Below are 17,710 nucleotides of genomic sequence, written 5' to 3' on the forward strand. Positions count from 1 at the left end.
AAGCACGCTTCACCCGGCTTGCCGCCCCGTGTTATGCTCGAACCGGAGGGTTGCCACGCAGTCGTGCGTCTGACGACCCCCACGCCAGGCCCCGCCCCCAACTTCCCACCGCGTCTGTTCGAGGTCGAGCCCGCCATGAATCACGCCCGCTCGTCGGTTTCCAGCCTCCTTCGGATCGGCGCCTGCCTGTCGGCGGCCCTGCTCCTGACGGCCTTCGCCGCGTTCGACTCGACCCGCGCCGTCGCCGCCCCGCCCGCCGCCGGCGCCCTGCTGCCGCTGGCCGGGGCCTCGGTCGGCCAGGCCGGCTTCGGCACCATCAAGGGCCGGCTCATCTGGAATGGCGCCGTGCCGGTTCCCAAGCCGCTCGCGACCGAGAAGGACCCCGAGGTCTGCGGCAAGCCCCCCATCTACGATCGTGGCTTCGCCGTCGACGCCAAGACCAAGGGGATCAAGCACGGGATCGCCTACCTGGTCGCCCCCAAGGGGAAGAACCCCGAGGCCGAAAAGGCGCTCTTGGCCAACGCCGCCACGGTCGTGGTCGACCAGAAGAACTGCGAGTTCATCCCGTACACGCTGGCGATGCACAAGGACCAGGCCCTGGACTTCAAGTCCAGCGACCCGGTCAATCACAACATCCGCTACACCGGATTCGCCAACGGCGGATTCAACCAGATGCTGGCCCCTAACGGCACGATCCAGCGTAAGCTCGTCGCCGAGAAGCGTGTCCTGCCGCTGGCCTGCGATATCCACCCCTGGATGAAGGGATTCGTGATGGTCCTCGACCACCCGTTCTTCGCCATCACGGGCGAGGACGGCTCGTTCGAGATCAAGGGTGTGCCCGCCGGCGCCCAGAACATCGTCGTCTGGCAGGACAAGGTCGGCTACGTCACGGCCGGCCTCGGCCGGGGCCAGGTCGTGAACGTCACGGCCGGAGCCACGGTCGACATCGGCGACGTCAAGCTCGACCCGGCCAAGGTCAAGTAATCCGGCCTTTTTGAACGACCCCAATTCCCGGACCCGGCGGGCCGGCTCGCGCCACCTGCCGGGTGCTCGGAGGCACCTTGTCGCAAAATCGCTACGCCTTCGGCCGGTCGGTCCAGCTCGTCGGCCTGATGATCCTGCCGTTCGCGATCGTCTCCGAGCTGACCAACAATGTGGGGCTCGGTGTGTCGATGCTCATCGCCGGCGCCGGGGCGTTGATCTTTTATTTCGGCTATCTGATCCAGGGTCAGCCGAACTAGAGCTTGCCTGTATCCGGGGCGTCTACGCCCGTCGGGAAGGCAGTTTGCGGCGGATTCGAGTCGGCTCCCATCGATTTTCTCCTCATGATTTGCTCGAAATCTTGCCGCGGTCCCCAATTTGCCTTGCCATTCGATTTGCCCTGGCCTGCACAATGGCAGAAGTGGGACGATGCGAGCCCCGAAGGATGAGGATGAAGGCGAGCCCGCGTGGAGGCGACTGACGCTCTTCCGGGTGGGCGACCTCGATCTTGACGCTCGCCCTCGACTCCTTCGTCCAGCCACCGCCGATCAGACCTCTGTCGAGCCTCTCACTCGCGAGGAGGGCCGAATGACGATCGAGACCCGTACGGTAGGACGATCGATCCGCGCTGGCGGGCGGGCCTTCTCGGCGTGTCTGGCCGTCGTCTCGGCGATGATCGGAATGCATGCCGCGGCCCAGGAACCACACCGCGCGGGGCCCCCGTTCCGGGCCGACACCAGTCACTCGGCGACGACCCTGCTGCGTAGCGCCGCCTCGCACGCCAAGGACGCCCACTGGGCCGAGGCGATCGACATCTACTTGAAGGTGATCCAGCAGTTCGGCGACAAGATGGCCGAGCTGCCCAAGGATGACCCGCTCTCCGACCCGACCGGCACCGTCTCCCTGTCCGTCGATCTGCGGCACTTCTGCCAGCGGCGGATCGCCGAGCTGCCCCCCGAGGCCCGCGCGTTGTACCGTGCCAGGGTCGACGACCAGGCCGAGCGGTGGTACCGACAGGGTGCCGAGCAACGCGATTGGGCCCTGCTGCGTCGGGTGGTCGACCAGGGATTCTCAAGCTCATGGGGGGACGATGCGCTCGACCTCCTGGGCGACCTTGCCTACCAGGATGGCCGGTTCGCGGAGTCGCTTTCGTACTATCGCCAGCTTGTGCCCGACCGCGCCGAAGGCCCTCGCGGGCTGGTCCACCCCGACCCGAGCATCGACCTGGCGAAGGTCGCGGCGAAGAAGATTCTCTGCCGGGCGGCGATCGGCGAGGACGTCCCCGGACCGGCCGACATCGAGGCGATGGCAAAGGCCTATCCCGATGCCAAGGGCCCACTGGCCGGCATCGACGGGCTGTTCGCAACGACCCTGACCGAGGCCCTTGCGCACGGGAACCTGGCCCCGCCGGCGCAGGCCGACGGCCGCTGGCCCACCTTCGCGGGGGCTCCCACCCGGACCAAGATCGCCGCGGGGCCGATCGACGTCGGCTCGTTCCAGTGGAAGATCGAGCTCGAGCCCCCGACCAGGCCGGGCGGGTCGCGCGGCGGGTTCAACCCGATGGTCAACCCGTCGATTTCCTCGGTCTCGCCGGAGCGGCTGCTGGCCTATCACCCGATCATCGTGGGCGATCAGGTCATCGTCCGCGATGACAAGCAGGTGGTGGCCTACAACCTGGGCGAGCGGCCCGCGGGCGAAGGGGGGAGCCGGGACGGCATTGTCCCCGTGGCCTGGAAGCATGAGAACCAGGCGGGTCAGTTCGTCCCGTCGGCCGCCCGCAGCTCGATCGGCGTGCCCAGGTTCACGCTCACGGCCGTCGGCGACCGGATCTTCGCGCGGCTCGGGCCCCCGGCCATGACCTCGATGAGCCGCATGCCGTCCACGCCCCCGTCCTCGATCGTGGCGCTGGACCGGGCCAGCGACGGCAAGCTGCTCTGGCGCCGACATGCGGCCGACCTCGACATGGCCAGGCGCGGCGGAGAAGGGGGCCGCAGCCCGACCTTCGAAGGCACGCCCGTCGCAGATACCCGGGGGGTCTACGTCGGCGTGACGGTCAACGATGTCGGCGGCCAGACCGCGGTGCACGTCGCCTGCCTCGACGCCGACACCGGGCAGACCCGATGGATTCGCTACGTGGGCGACTCGTCGGCCGACAACCCGTTCAACGGCATAGGGGGCATGGGCGGCATGGGGATGAGCGGCCCCGGCGCCGAGCTGGGCCATCGCCTGCTGAGCCTCGACGGCTCGACGGTCTTTTACCAGACGAACTTGGGCGCGGTCACGGCGCTCGACGCCGAGACGGGCTCGATCCGCTGGGTCGCCGCCTACCACCGCCAGGAACGCCAGGCGGGCTCGGCCCCGGTGCGCGACCTGAACCCGGCGATCGTCCACGACGGCCTCGTGCTGGTCGCGCCCGAAGACTCCCCTTCAATCCTGGCCCTCGACGCGGCCACGGGCCGGCTCGTCTGGAAGACCGACCCGCTGCCGGAGGAGGTCCGCCTGACCCACCTGCTCGGTGTGGCCAAGGGACGCCTGATCGCCACCGGCGACGTGGTGATGTGGTTCGACATCAAGACGGGTAAGCGCCTGCACACGTTCCCGGACACCGCGCGGACCTATCAGGGGTTCGGCCGCGGGATCCTCGCCGGCGACCGCGTCTACTGGCCCACCCGCGGCGAGATCCAGGTGCTCGACCAGTCCAACGGCCTGCGCACCGAGCCGCCGATCAAGCTGATGGAAGACTTCCAGATCAACGGCGGCAACCTCGTCGCCGGCGACGGCTACCTGATCGTCACCCAGGCCGATTCGATGGTCGTCTTCTGCCAGAACCGCCGTCTGATGCAGCGCTATCGCGAGGAGATCGTCAAGGCGCCCGAGAAGGCGTCCAACTACTACCGCCTGGGCCGCGCCGCCGAGGCCGTCGGCGACGACGACGAGGCCCTGGCCAACCTGGCGCTGGCCGCCGATAAGGCCGGGCCGTCCGAGCAGATCGACGGCCAGCTTCTGGCGGGGATCGCCGGAGACCACAGGCATCGGCTGTTGATGAAGCTGGGCCGCAAGGCGCGAGACGCCAAAGACTGGGCCGTCGCCGCCGATCGGTTCAGGGGGGCCGCCGCCGTCTCGCGGGTCGACCGCGATGCCCTGGCCGCAAGGCTGGAGCTGGCCGACGTCCAGGTCCGCAGCGACGAGCCCGCCCTCGCCGTCGGGACGCTTCAGGATGTCCTCAAGGACGAGCGGCAGCGGTTGGTGAGCGTCGCCCTGGCCGACGGACGCAGGACCGTCAGGGCTGACCTTCTCGTCGCCGATCGGCTGGCCGAGTTGCTCGCCGCCAAGGGGCAGGGGCTCTACGCCGAGTTCGACGCCAGGGCCGCCGACCTCTACGGGCGGGCGAAAGCCACGCTTCAGGCCAGGCCGCTCGAGGAGATCGCCTCGGCCTACCCGGTGGCCACGGTCATCCCGGACGTCTGGCTGACCCTGGCCGAGCTTCACGACGGCGCCGGCCGGCACGGCGACGCGGCACGCGCCTACAAGCACCTGCTGGACGCGACCCACGAGAATGAACTGAAAGGCCGGGCCCTCTGGGGGCTGGCCCGGGCCTACGAGGCTCAGAAGCTCTGGATCCCGGCTCGCGACGCCCTGGCCAGGCTCTCGCGGATGCCGGACGCCGCCTTCGAGGGCAAGGACCTGGCGGCGCTCGCCTCCTTGAGGCTCCAGTCCGATCCCTTCGACCGGCTGGTCTCCGGCGGTGGCGACTCCGAGCCGACCGTCCCCCTGAAGCGGACCTGGAGCCGGCCCGAGCAGGTCGGGCAATCCAGGTTGCTCGCCGCGGAGGGTGTCCCTCCCTCGTCGGACGCCGCGCGGATCTTCCTCGTCGAAGGGTCGAGGCTCGCCCCCATCGAGATGCTCAGCGAACAGGCCTCCTGGTCGGTCGAGCTGAAGTCTGAGCCGCTCTGGGCGGGTTACCTGGCCGACCGCTTGGTCGTGGCCACGTCGCGTGGGCTCGTGGCGCTGGCCGTCGACACCGGCGTCGAGGCCTGGCGGCAGGAAGTTGCCGCCGAACCTGGGGGCAAAGGCGGCGCGAATCCGTTCGCCAGGCGCGACCGCGGCGACGGCCGGGGCGTGCCCGATCCCGGGCTGCTTCACGGCTTCCGCGTCGTGGGCGACCGGATCTACTGTCTGCGGGGCGAGTCGAGCCTGATGGCCTTCGACGGCGAGAATGGGCTGGTCGCCTGGACCTATTCCCCGGAAGGGGCGCGGATCAACCCGCACATGGCCGTCACCGCGCGGCACATCATCCTGCAAGCCCGCTCGCCCAACGCGATCGACGTGCTGGACACCGAGAGCGGCCGACGGCTTTCGAGCTCGGCTCGTCCCGAGGACGAGGACTGGCTCCGCGACCCGCTCCCGCTGGACGATGATCGGCTGGCCCTGGTCCTGAACAAGCGCACGATCGCCCTGTTCGAGGTCGCCCGCGGCGAGATCGGCTGGAACTTCCGCGAGAGCGAAGTCCTGCCCGGCCGAGGCAGCCCCCGGATCCTGGGCGACGCCGAGCACCTGCTCGTGCTGCACGACGGCCTCCGCCTGATCCGGCTCGACCCCAAGACCGGCAAGAAGCTCTGGGAATGCCCGCTCGGGGTGGACAACCTCAGCGAGCGGCCCGAGGCCATGGCGCTCGACGGCCTGAGGCTCTATGCGGCAACGGATAACGACCTGGTGGCGGTCTCGCTCGCGGACGGCAAGCGGGCTTGGCGGCGGACCCTCTCGGGGCCGAGGGCTCGCTGGTCGGTGGAGCTGGGCCGCAACGGCCTGGTCGCCTGGCCCACCCCGTCCGACGGCGAGCCGGGCGACCTGCCGGTGGTCTTCCGGTCGAGGTCCGACGGCGGCCTGCTCCAGCGGTTTGTCTTCCCGGTGACGAGCGGCGGCCTCGACGTCAGGCTGGCCACTCGCGGGGCGGTTATCGCCTCGTCGGGGGCCCTCTGGGCTCTCGGGGATCGCCGGACGATAGACGCGGCGGCGGCGCCGCGTTAGCTTGGAATCAGAGGCAGGCCGCGTCCCAACAGGGTTGCGGCCACGCCGCGACGCCCCGCGCGACGGGGCCGAATCGAGGGAGTGCCAGCCCGTGAGCGATGAATCCGCACCCGCGACACTCCCGCCCGACGACCTCGCCGCCGTCGAGCGGCTCAAGGACGCGTTCGAGAATCTCAAGGCCGAGATGGGCAAGGTCATCATCGGCCAGCAGTCGGTCCTCGAGGAGCTGCTCATCGCGGTCTTCGCCCGCGGCCACTGCCTGCTCATGGGCGTGCCCGGCCTGGCCAAAACCCTGATGATCCACACCCTGGCCGACGCCCTGAACCTCAGCTACAACCGGATCCAGTTCACGCCCGACCTGATGCCGTCGGACATCACCGGCACCGAGGTCATCCAGGAAGACAAGGCGACCGGCGTCCGCCAGTTCAAGTTCCTCCGCGGGCCGATCTTCGCCAACATCATCCTGGCGGACGAGATCAACCGGACCCCGCCCAAGACCCAGGCCGCGCTGCTGGAAGCCATGCAGGAGCGGCAGGTCACCGTCGGCGGCGAGCGGCACCGGCTACCCGACCCCTTCTTCGTGCTGGCCACCCAGAACCCGATCGAGCAGGAAGGGACCTACCCCCTGCCCGAGGCCCAGCTCGACCGGTTCATGCTCAACATTGTCGTGGACTATCCCGAAGAAGAGGAAGAATTCCAGATCGTCCGGATGACCACGGCAAACCACAAGCCGTCGGTCTCCAAGGTGCTCTCCGGCACCGACATCCTGGAACTCCAGGACATCGTCCGCAAGGTGCCGGTGGCCGACCACGTCATCCGCTACGCCCTGCGGCTGACCCGCTCGACCAGGCGCGACAAGGGCGACGTCCCCGACTTCATCCGAGACTACGTGAGCTGGGGCGCCGGCCCGCGTGCCAGCCAGTACCTGGTGCTCGCCGCCAAGGCCCGCGCCGTGCTGAATGGCCGGTACTACGTCTCGACGGAGGACATCCGGTCGGTGGCCGGGCCCGTCCTGCGGCACCGGATCGTCACGAACTTCAACGCCGAGGCCGAGGGCCTGAAGCCCGACGACATCGTCAAGCGGCTGATCAAGGCCATCCCCGTCGACGACCGCGAGGCCGAGCAAAGTGGAAGACTCCCAAAGATATTTAAATCCGCTAACGCTCGCTAACCTCGAGGGCCTGGACCTCCAGGCCCGGATGGTCGTCGAGGGGTACGTCTCGGGCCTGCACGCCAGCCCGTACCACGGCTTCTCCGTCGAGTTCGCCGAGCATCGCGAATACGTCCCCGGCGACGACATCCGCCACGTCGACTGGAAGGTCTGGTCCAAGACCGACAAGCTCTACCTGAAGCAGTACGAGGAGGAGACGAACCTCCTCACGTACTTGCTCCTGGATACGAGCGAGTCGATGGCTTATGCCTCGCCGGGCAACGTCAGCAAGCTGCGGTACGCCCAGTTCGTGGCCGCGTCGCTGGGCTACCTGGTGCTCCAGCAGCAGGACTCCGTCGGCCTGGCTACCTTCGACGAGACGATCCGCCGCTACCTCAAGCCATCGGGCACCCCGTCTCAGCTGAAGGAGCTGATCCACCTGATGGAGGTCGAGCCGGCCCGGCACAAGTCCGACGTGGGCTCGGTCTTCCATGACATCGCCGACCGGTTCAAGAAGCGCGGGGTGGTGGTCGTCCTGTCCGATCTGTTCGACGACCCCGCGCGGATCATCGCCGGCCTGCGCCACTTCCGCCACCGCCGCCACGAGGTCATCGTCTTCCACATCCTCGACCCCGCCGAGCTCGACTTCCCGTTCCGCGACACCACCCTGTTCAAGGGGCTCGAAGGCATGCCTGACGTGCTCACCGAGCCGCACTCGCTTCGCAAGGCGTACCAGGCCGAGCTGGGCGAGTTCCTCGACCAGCTGAAGCGAGGCTGCCGGATGGCCGACATCGACTACGTCCCTCTGAGGACCGACCAGGACCTGGGCCTGAGCCTGTCGACCTACCTGGCCTCGCGCGGCCTCCGGACCCGTTGACGACGACCGCCGACCGACCTCAGTCGAGATGACCCGGTCCCCTTCAGGAGTGCTGCACGTTGCTCCCGCCGGTCGTTCTAGCCCTCGGCTTCGCCAACCTGCCGCTCCTGTACGGCCTGGGTGCCGCGTCGCTGCCCATTTTGCTGCACCTGCTCAACCGCCGGAAATTCCGCGAGGTCCCGTGGGCGGCCATGCGGTTCCTGGTCGCGGCCATGCGCAAGAACCAGCGGCGGGTCAGGGTGGAGCATTGGCTCCTTCTGGCCGTGCGCACGATGCTTGTCATCGCCGTGGTGCTGGCGATGGCCAAGCCGTTCCTGGAGAGCATGGGCGCGCTACCGGTGCTGGCGGGCCAGCGGACTCACCGGGTCCTGGTGCTCGACGGCTCCCTGAGCATGGGCTACGCGCCCGCCGAGGCGACCCGGTTCGACCAGGCCAAGCAGCTGGCCATCCAGGTGGTGCGCGAGGCCAGGCGCGGCGACGTCACCAGCGTCGTGCTGATGGCCGACCCGCCCAAGGTCATCATCGGCACCCCTTCGCCGAGCGCCGACGAGGTCCGCAAGGAGCTGGAGTCGATGGTCATGCCGCACGGCGGCACCGACCTGGTGGCCAGCTTCGCGGCGATCGACCGGGTGCTCGACGTCTCGACCATCCCCCAGAAAGAGGTCGTCTTCCTGACCGACCTGCAAGCCACCAGCTGGCGCAAGCCCGAGGCCGCCGCCGAGCTGAAGCGGGTCGTCGACAAGGTGCAGGCCCGCAAGGCCCGGTCGGTGGTCATCGACCTGGGCAAGGAAGGGAGTGGCAACCACGCCGTCACCGAACTGGCCCTGGGCGCGCCGGTCGTCACGTCGGGCTCGACCGTCTCGATCCGCACCGTGGTCCGTAACTTCGGGCCTGCGCCCACGACAGGGGCCAGCGTCAGGCTGGTCGTCGACGGCCAGGTCGGCCCTGAGCAGACGGTCGACCTCCCCGTCGGCGAGGACGTCCCGCTCGTCTTCACCCAGACGTTCAACTCCGACGGCGACCACGTCGTCGAGGCCCGCGTCGACGAAGACTCCTTGAAGCTGGACGATCGCCGCGTGCTGGCCGTGCCGGTGCGCGAGTCGCTGAAGGTCCTGCTCGTCGACGGCGACTTCAAGTCGGAGGCGTTCCAGGCCGAGACCGACTACCTGGCCCAGGCGCTCAGCCCTTCGGGCGACCAGGGGGGCCCGGCCTCGCCGATCAAGGTTCAGGTCGTCCCCGAGAACCAGCTGGTGCGCCGGGAGCTCTCCGACTACGACGCGGTGATCCTCTGCAACGTCGCCCAGGTGACGGAGGCCGAGGTCGCCTCGCTCGAGGGCTACCTCAAGCAGGGGGGGGGCGTGGTCATCTTCGGCGGCGATCAGGTGCTCGCCGACAACTACAACCGCCTGCTCTACGCCGACGGCAAGGGGCTTCTCCCCGCGCTCATCGGTCCGTCCGTGGGCGACGCGAAGCTGATGCAGACCCCGTTCACGTTCGACGCGAAGGGATTCAAGCACCCGATCGTCGCCCTCTTCGGCGACGAGTCGGACCAGGTTCAGGCGGGCCTGACCTCGGTGAAGACCTGGAAATACCAGGCCCTCAAGCTGCCGGCCGACACCAGGGCCCGGGTGGCCCTGGCGTTCTCGGGCACGGGCGATCCGGCGGTCATCGAGGCCCCCAGGTATCGCGGTACGGTGGTCCAGGTCGCGACCACCGCCGACGCCGGCTGGACGACCTGGCCGGTACACCCGAGCTTCCCGCCTGTCATGGAGCAGGTCGTCTTCCAGGCCGCCGCGGGCCGGCTCGCCGAGCGCAATGTCCGCGTCGGCCAGCCGCTCGACCAGGCCCTGCCCCCGGCCGGCGCGGAGGTGGTGGCCTCGGTGCGCACGCCCGACGGCCGCGACCTGCCGGCCCGGCTCAAGCCCGACGGCGACGTCAGCCTGCTGCATTTCGAGGAGACCGACCTGTCGGGCCTCTACAAGGTGAAGATCGGCCCGCCGCTTGCCAGGGAGTCGACCTTCGCCGCGGTGCCCGACCCGGCCGAGAGCGACCCGGCGAAGCTCGACCGCGCGGGGCTCGCCGCCGCCGTCCCCGGCTGGAACTTCGCCTACTTTGTCAACCTTCAGCAGGCGGGGGCCGACACCGCCGCGATCAGCCGCCAGGGCGAGCTGCACCGGCCGTTGCTCTTCGCCGTGCTTGCCTTGCTGCTGATCGAGTCGACCCTGGCCTGGAAATTCGGCCACCACGCCTAGACTCCCCTACAATTCCCCGGACGGCTCCCAATTTCCCCTCCCGCGCCCGACGCCCCCTGGACCCCTCGATGATGGACTGGCTGCTCCGACGACTGGCGGACCGACTGGGCGTGGAGCGTGCACGCGCCGGCGAGGCGATCACGCCGCACGTCCGGTTCGAGCAGCCCTGGTCGCAGGGCGTCCTCCTGCTCGTGCTGGCCGCCAGCATTGCGCTCGTCATCTGGCTCTACCGCCGCGAAGGGCAGGCCTCGCGCCCCTGGAAGGTCCTGCTCGCCTCGCTTCGCATCTGCTTGATCCTGCTGGCCGTGTTCATGCTGTCCGAGGCCGTGCTCTCCGTCGACCGGACGGGCCTGCCTTACTTCGTCGTGATGCTGGACGACTCCGCCAGCGGCCAGATCGTCGACCAGCCGGCCGACCCCAAGGCCAAGGCCGCCGCGCAGGAACTTGCCAAGGCCGCCGGCAAGACCGAGCCCAGCCGCGCCGCGGTCGCCCAGGGCCTGCTTGCCCGCGACGATGCCGCCTGGCTGAAGGAACTCCAGAAGCAGCACAAGATCCGCCTCTACCTTCTCTCCGGGGCCGCAAGCTCGCTCGCAGAGGTCGACAAGCCCGAGGACGTCAAGCCCGCGCTCGAGAAGGTCAAGGCCGCGACCGCCCAGGGGGCGCAATCGCGCCTGGGGTCGGGCGTCCGGCAGGTCCTCACCGAGCTCAGGGGCGTCCCGCCCACGGCGATCCTGCTCGCCACCGACGGCCAGACTACCGACGGCGAAACCTTGCCGCAGGCCGCCGAGTTCGCCGCCCGCAAGGGGGTCCCGCTCTTCGTCATCGGCCTGGGCGATTCCGAGCCGGCACGCGACCTGGAAATCGGCGAGCTGCTGGTCGACGACGTCGTCTTCGCCGACGACCTCGTCCGGTTCCAGGCCAAGCTCAGCAGTAAAGGCTTTGCCGGCCAGCCGCTCACCGTCAAGCTCAAGCAGCGCGACGCCTCGGGCGCCGTGCGCGACCTGGAGACGATCAGCGTCGTCGCACCGCCCGACGGCCAGCCGGCCAGGATCGAGATCCCCCACCGGCCCAAGGACGTCGGCGACATCACCTACGTCGTGCAGGTCGAGCCCAGGGAACGCGAGCTGCAAGTCGAGAACAACGCGATCGTCCGCACGGTCACCGTGCGCAAGGATCAGCTCAAGGTCCTGCTCGTCGACGGCGACCCTCGTTACGAGTACCGCTACCTGAAGACCTACCTGGAACGCGACTCGACCATCGACCTGAGCGTGGTCCTCCTCTCGTCCGACCCCGAGTACAGCGAGCAGGACCGCTCGGCCTTGCCGACGATGCCGGCCTCGAAGGAAGACCTCTTCAAGTTTGACGCGGTCATCATGGGCGACGCCGACCCCAGCTTCCTCAGCGCCGTGCAGATGCAGAACCTCGTCGAGTTCGTGGCCGAGAAGGGGGCCGGCCTGCTGTTCGTGGCGGGCGAGAACTTCAACCCCTTGCTCTATCGAGGGACGCCCCTGGAACCCCTCTTCCCGGTCGAGCTGGGCGACGCCCGCAACCCGATCGCGGTGGGCAACAACCTGGCCGCGTACCGCCCCGAGCTAACCGCCGAGGGCCGCACCAGCCCGATCTTCCGTTTCGGCGAGGACGAGGCGTCCAGCGAGCAGATCTGGCAGTCGCTCCCCCCGCTCTACTGGTTCATGGAAACCCCGCGCAAGAAGCCCGCCGCCCTGGTCCTGGCCGAGCACCCCACCGCCACCGGCTCAGACGGCAAGCTGCCGCTGATGCTCTACCAGTTCTACGGGTCGGGCAAGGTGATGTTCAACGCGGTCGATGACACCTGGCGCTGGCGGTTCCGGGTCGGCGACAAGTATTTCGGCCGCTACTGGGTGCAGACGATCCGGTTCCTGGCCCGGACCAAATTGCTCGGCCAGAAGCAGGCCGAGGTCACGACCGACCGCCGCCGCTACCAGCGCAACCAGCCCGTCATCGTCCGCGTCCGATTCCCCAACCCGGCGCTTGCCCCCGGATCGGGCGAACTTGCCGTCCAGATCGAACGGAAGGGACAGGGACCGCGCCGTTTGACGCTGAAGAACTCAACGGGCGCGAAGAATGTCTTCGAAGGAGCGCTGCCGCAGGCCTCCGAGGGAGAATACACGGTTCGCTTACTGCCGCCGCCGATCCTGGAAGGTGCGGTCCCCACCGCCGGTTTCCGAGTCGACCCGCCCGCCGGCGAGCTGGAGCGGGTGCCGATGAACCGGGCCGAGCTGATCCGCACCGCCAGCACGTCCGGCGGCAAGTTTTACACTCCCGAGGCGGTCGACAGCCTGCTTTCCGACCTGCCCAAGCCCCAGAAAGTGCCGCTGGACACCGACCCTCCAATCCCGCTCTGGAATAGCTGGCCGGTCCTGGCCCTGTTCCTGACGGTGCTGACGGCCGAGTGGGCCCTGAGAAAACGCAACCAGATGGTTTAAGATGGAATAGAACGGACGGCCCTTGACGCGGATTGGCTCGAAGGCTGCCGGGAGGCATTCGGTGATGCGTGGTCCCCTCGAAACTCGGATCGCGTCGCTGCGGGGGCAGGTCCGACGCCAGCTGGCATTGCACGGTGCGGGCCTGCTGACGGCGGGCATCGTGCTGGCCATCATCGGTGCCTGCCTGCTCGACTTCCTCTTCCACCTGGCACCCGAGGTCCGGCTCGTCCTGCTTCTGGCCACGATTGGCCTGGGCGCCTGGCTGCTGGCCCGGCACGTCGTCCGGCCCCTGATCGTCCGGTTCCGCGACCTCGACATCGCGATGCGCATCGAGAAACGATGGCCGGGCCTCAACGATCGTCTCGCGAGCGCCGTCCAGTTCCGCGACGGAACCGAATCCGATGACCTGGGCTCGCTCGCCCTGCGTAACGCGACGGTACGACAGGCCATCGCCGAGACCGAGTCGATCGACTTCCGCGAGGTCGTCGACAAGGCCCCCACGAGGCGTGCTCTGGCGGCCGCCGCCCTGACGATCGCGGCAGGCCTGGGGATCTATGCCGCGTCGCCGGCCCTGTCGCGGATTGCCTTGAACCGGTTTGCCAGGCCCTACGGCGGCACCGCCTGGCCCAGGCAGACCCATCTCAGCCTGGCCGAGGCTCGCCGCAAGGTGGCCCGCGGCGAGTCCTTCGATCTCGCCGTCAAGGTCGCGCCCGGCGAGACCGTCCCGACTTCCGCGAAGGTCACCTATCGCTTCCCCGACACCGGCGAGTCGGTCGTCGAGTCGCTCCGCGCCGTCGAGGGGGGTCTCTTCCGCGGCCGGATCGAGTCGGTCTCCCGCCCGTTCACCTTCTCGGTGGCCGCCGGCGACGACTCGACCAGCGTCCGCGACGTCGCCATCCAGGTCGTGCCGCCCCCTTCGCTCGTCGAGATCGCCGTCACGGTCGTCTCGCCCGACTACACGGGCGTCGGCCCCAAGACGCTCGCCGCCGGCAACTCTCAGGTCCGTGCGGTGGCCGGCAGCAAGGTCGAGATCCGGGCGTCCGCGAACAAGTCACTCGCGTCGGCCGAACTCCGGATCGGCGAGGCCACGGTCCCGGTCACGCTCGACCCGAAGTCGCCCAAGAAGGTCGTGACCCGCTTCGACGTCAAGGCCTCGGCTCCGTTCTACTTCGACCTGAAGGACACCGAGGGCTTCAAGAACCAGGAAGCCCAGCGGTACGACGTCAGGATGGACAAGGATGAGGCCCCCAGGGTCGCCATCGAGGAGCCGAACAACGACCGCGACGTCCCGCCGGGCGCCACGGTCCCGCTCAGGTTCACCGTCGACGACGACTACGGGACCCACTCAGCCCGCCTCGCCTACAAGATCGCCAACGGCGGTTCCGAGCCCGGACCCGACGCCTTCATCCCTCTCTGGAACGCCCCCGAGACGCCCGAAGGTCGGACGACCAAGCACACGGAGATCGGCCACGCCTGGTCGCTCGCGTCCCTGAATCTGACCCCGGGCGCCGTGATCACGTTCCACGCCGACGCTCGCGATTACGACACGATTAACGGCCCTAACCTTGGCAAGAGCCGTGAGTTACGCATTCGAATCATCAGCCCCGAGGAACTCGCCAGGAACCTGGAGGCCCAGCGTCGCGAGATCCGCGAGGAGGCCGAGCGCATTCTCAAGATGCAGGAGCAGGCCCTCCGGCCGGTCGAAGAATCCAGGCGCACCCTGAACCAGGCCGGCAAGCTCGACCCCAAGGGGCGCGATGACCTCAAGGTCGCCGAGATGATCCAGCGACAGCTCGCCGGCCGGGTGACCAACCAGGCCGACGGACTCGACCAGAAGATCGGCCGGTTCCTCGACGACCTCAAGAACTTCAACGTCGAGAACCCCGACGCCGCCGCCCAGATGCAGGAGATGAAGGCAGGGGTCGACCGGATCCGCGACGACCACCTGACCGCCGCCGAGCAGGCCCTCAACCGCGCCTCCAAAGCCCTCGACGAGCAGCAGGACCAGCAGGCCGAACAAAACCAGGCAGGCGCCCAGGCTCGAAACGAACCCAACGCCCCGTCCCAAACGAAGCCAACGGCCCCCCAATCCAAGGGAGCTGCCGCCGATCAGGCCAAGGCTGCCGTCGGACAATCCAAGCAAGCCCAGGCCGGCGAACAGTCCAAGGGCCAGCCTGCCGGGAAGACCGAAGCTGGCGACCAGGCGAAGGGTCAACCGGCCGGGAAGGCCGAGGCGGGCGAACAGGCCAAGGCCGATCAATCCAAGGGGCAGGCTGGCGGCGATCAGGCTAAGGGCCAGCCGGCCGGCAAGGCCGATGAGTCGAAGCCGCAAGAGCAGGGGGGGGCCGACGAGGGCAAGGCCCCGGATGCCAAGGAGTCGCTGGCCCAGGCCGAGACCAATCAGAAGGCGATCGCCGGCGAGCTGAAGAAGATGCTCGACGGCCTCAGCGAGTTCGAGACCTATCGAGGCGTGGTCAAGGACGCCCAGGAACTTCTGAAGGCCCAGGAGCAGGTGATGAAGCAGGCGGCCGAGGCCGCCGCCAAGCCCGAACTCACCGGCAAGACCCCCGAGAAACTCGACGACGCCCAGAAGGCCGAGCTAGGCAACCTGGCCGGTCGCCAGAACGAGGTCGCCCGCAACCTCCAGGGGCTCATGGAGAAGATGGCCGAGATGGCCAAGAAGCTCGACGCCGAAGACCCGCTCGCCGCCTCCGCCATGAGGGGCGCCGCCGAGGAGTCTCGCGCCAAGGGGACCGCGGGCAAGATGGGTGAGGCCGCCGAGCAGCTCGAGAAGAACCAGATGGGGTCCGCCCGCGCCGGCCAGGAGAAGGTGCGTGACGAGCTGAAGGAACTGGTCGACTCCATCCAGGACCGCAAGGGCCGCGAGCTCTCCAGGCTCGTCAAGGAGCTGAAGAACGCCGAGGAACGACTCGAGCAGATCAAGAAGCGCCAGACCGAGAACCTCAAGAAGACCCAGCAGGCCCGCGCCGAGAAGGACCCGAAGAAGAAGTCGGACTCCCTGAAGAAGCTCGCCAAGGAGCAAGCGGAGATCGAGAAAGAGCTGAAGAAGGAGTTACAGAAGCTCGCCAAGCTCAACGCGGGCCGGGCCGCCCAGAAGGGGGAGGAGGCCGCCGCCAAGATGAAGAAGTCGGAGCAGGGGCTCGACCAGGACCAGGGTGAAGAGGCCGAAGAGGACCAGGAAGACGCCCTGGCCGACCTTGAAGAGGCGCAAGAGGAAGTGGCCGAGGCCCGCAAAGAGGCCGAGGAGCAACTCGCCATGGAAGAGCTGGCCAAGATGACCGACGAGCTCAAGTCTCTGGCCGAGCGGCAGGAGAAGGTGGCCGTCGAGACGGTCGACTACGACAAGAAGCGGCTCGCCGCCGGCGGCAAGCTGACCCGGGGCGAGAGCATCTCGGTGCGTGACCTGGGCAAGACCGAGCTCGGCCTGAAGTCGGAGACCGCCGAGCTGGTCAAGAAGCTCGAAGGGGCCCCCGTCTTCGCCCTCACGCTGAAACGAGCCACCGAGGGGATGGACTCCGCAGGCCAGCGGCTCCAGGGGCTCAAGACCGACGCCGAAACCCAGCGCCCCGCGCGGGCTGCCGCCGACCGGTTCAAGCAACTCGTCGAATCCCTCAAGCCCGACAAGCCCAAGCAGGGTGGCGGCGGGGGCGGCGGTGGTGGCGGTGGCGGCGGAGGGGGCAACAACGACGGAATTCCCGCCTCGGCCCAGCTCAAGATCCTCAAGTCGCTCCAGCAAGAGATCAACGACCAGACCGACTTCTTCGAGACCCTCAAAGAGCGCAAGAAAGAGCTGACCGACGCCCAGACGGCCGAGGTCGAGCGGCTGAAGATCGAGCAAGGCGCGCTGGCCGACCTGGTCCGCGACATGACCAAGCCCAAACGTGATGACGGGGAGGACTGATCATGAACGCGGCCTACATCCGACACCGAGGCTCAGCACCGTCCAGGCTCACCGTCCTGCTGGGCGGCCTCCTCCTGACCGCCTGCCTCGCACCGTTCGCCCCGGCGCAGGACGCCCCCAAGAAGGACGACGCCCTGGACAAGCTGCTCCAGGAAATCGACGAGTCCAAGGCGGACAAGCCAGCCGCCGAATCGAAGCCCGAAGCCAAGGCTCCCGAGCCCGCCCAGGATAAGCCGAAGACCAAGGCCGACGAGACGCCCAAGCCCGACCCCGAGAAGGCGAAGGTCGCCCCCAAGGATGAGGCGCTCGACAGCCTGCTGGAGAAGCTCGGCCAGGCCGAGGACGCGCCGGACACGAAGGAGAAGCCGAAGTCCAAGTCCCCCGACGAGCCCATGCCTCCCGACGAGAACACGCCCAAGCCCGACGACCAGCCGCAGCCCGGCCAGGACAAGAAGCCCGGCGAGCCCAAGCCCGACGATCTTAAGGGGGAGTCGAAGCAACTCGACGAGCACCTCGAAGAACTCACCGGGCGCAAGAGCAAGCGTGACAAGCAAAAGCAGAAGGGCGGGGGACAGGGGCAGGGCGAAGACCAGGGGCCGATGGGCGAGGTGACCAAGCGGATGCGCGAGGTTGAGCAACGCCTCGGTCAGCGAGATACCGGCGAGCAGACCCGCCAGCGGCAGACCGAGATCGTCAAGAACCTCGAACAGCTCATCGAGCAGGCCAGGGCCACCGAGAGCAAGTCGCAGGGCAAGCCCTCCAAGCAGATGGCACAAGGCAAGCCCAAGCCGGGAGGCAAGGAGGGCGACCAGCCGGGGGCCAATGCCCGAGGCGTGGGCCTCCAGAAGCCCTCCAAGCCCGAGAGCCGGCACGCAAACGCCAACGGCAAGGACGAGTGGGGCCACCTCTCGCCCATGATGAGGGCCGAGATGGAGAACACGTTCAAGGAAGACCCGCTCCCCTCTCGCGAGGAGCTCATCAAGCGGTACTACACGGCGGTGGCCAAGAAGGCGCTCGCACGGGAGGAATGACGCC

General features: G+C 68.5%; 9 protein-coding genes. All 9 read left to right on the forward strand.

Annotated elements, in window-relative coordinates; translation table 11 throughout:
• Positions 1–63 precede the first annotated feature (63 nt).
• The 9 genes from EP7_RS17505 to EP7_RS17545 all read left to right on the forward strand — a co-directional run bounded on the left by EP7_RS17505 (position 64) and on the right by EP7_RS17545 (position 17,706).
• Positions 64–984, forward strand: coding sequence for a carboxypeptidase regulatory-like domain-containing protein (locus tag EP7_RS17505; protein WP_463523001.1), 921 nt, complete (start codon positions 64–66; stop codon positions 982–984).
• Positions 985–1,061: 77 nt separating this feature from the next.
• The gene (locus EP7_RS17510; protein ID WP_463523003.1) at positions 1,062–1,241 is read left to right on the forward strand and encodes a hypothetical protein; all 180 of its coding nucleotides are present in this window, start codon (positions 1,062–1,064) and stop codon (positions 1,239–1,241) included.
• Between the two features lie 328 nt (positions 1,242–1,569).
• Entirely contained in the window at positions 1,570–6,009 is a 4,440-nt protein-coding gene (locus EP7_RS17515; RefSeq protein ID WP_463523005.1) for an outer membrane protein assembly factor BamB family protein, read from the forward strand.
• Between the two features lie 91 nt (positions 6,010–6,100).
• Complete coding sequence (locus EP7_RS17520) at positions 6,101–7,180, forward strand: AAA family ATPase (protein WP_463523007.1); 1,080 nt, start codon at positions 6,101–6,103, stop codon at positions 7,178–7,180.
• The gene (locus EP7_RS17525; RefSeq protein ID WP_463523009.1) at positions 7,137–8,036 is read left to right on the forward strand and encodes a DUF58 domain-containing protein; all 900 of its coding nucleotides are present in this window, start codon (positions 7,137–7,139) and stop codon (positions 8,034–8,036) included. The genes EP7_RS17520 and EP7_RS17525 overlap by 44 nt, the downstream gene beginning before the upstream one ends.
• A 59-nt stretch (positions 8,037–8,095) precedes the next feature.
• Entirely contained in the window at positions 8,096–10,288 is a 2,193-nt protein-coding gene (locus EP7_RS17530) for a BatA domain-containing protein (RefSeq protein WP_463523011.1), read from the forward strand.
• A 71-nt stretch (positions 10,289–10,359) separates the two neighbouring features.
• Positions 10,360–12,753 (forward strand): VWA domain-containing protein, encoded by a 2,394-nt coding sequence (locus EP7_RS17535; RefSeq protein WP_463523013.1) that lies wholly within the window; start codon positions 10,360–10,362, stop codon positions 12,751–12,753.
• A gap of 64 nt (positions 12,754–12,817) precedes the next feature.
• Entirely contained in the window at positions 12,818–16,675 is a 3,858-nt protein-coding gene (locus EP7_RS17540; RefSeq protein WP_463523015.1) for a DUF4175 family protein, read from the forward strand.
• A 2-nt stretch (positions 16,676–16,677) separates the two neighbouring features.
• Complete coding sequence (locus tag EP7_RS17545) at positions 16,678–17,706, forward strand: hypothetical protein (protein WP_463523017.1); 1,029 nt, start codon at positions 16,678–16,680, stop codon at positions 17,704–17,706.
• Positions 17,707–17,710 lie beyond the last annotated feature (4 nt).

Source organism: Isosphaeraceae bacterium EP7 (assembly GCA_038400315.1).
Lineage (GTDB): Bacteria > Planctomycetota > Planctomycetia > Isosphaerales > Isosphaeraceae > EP7.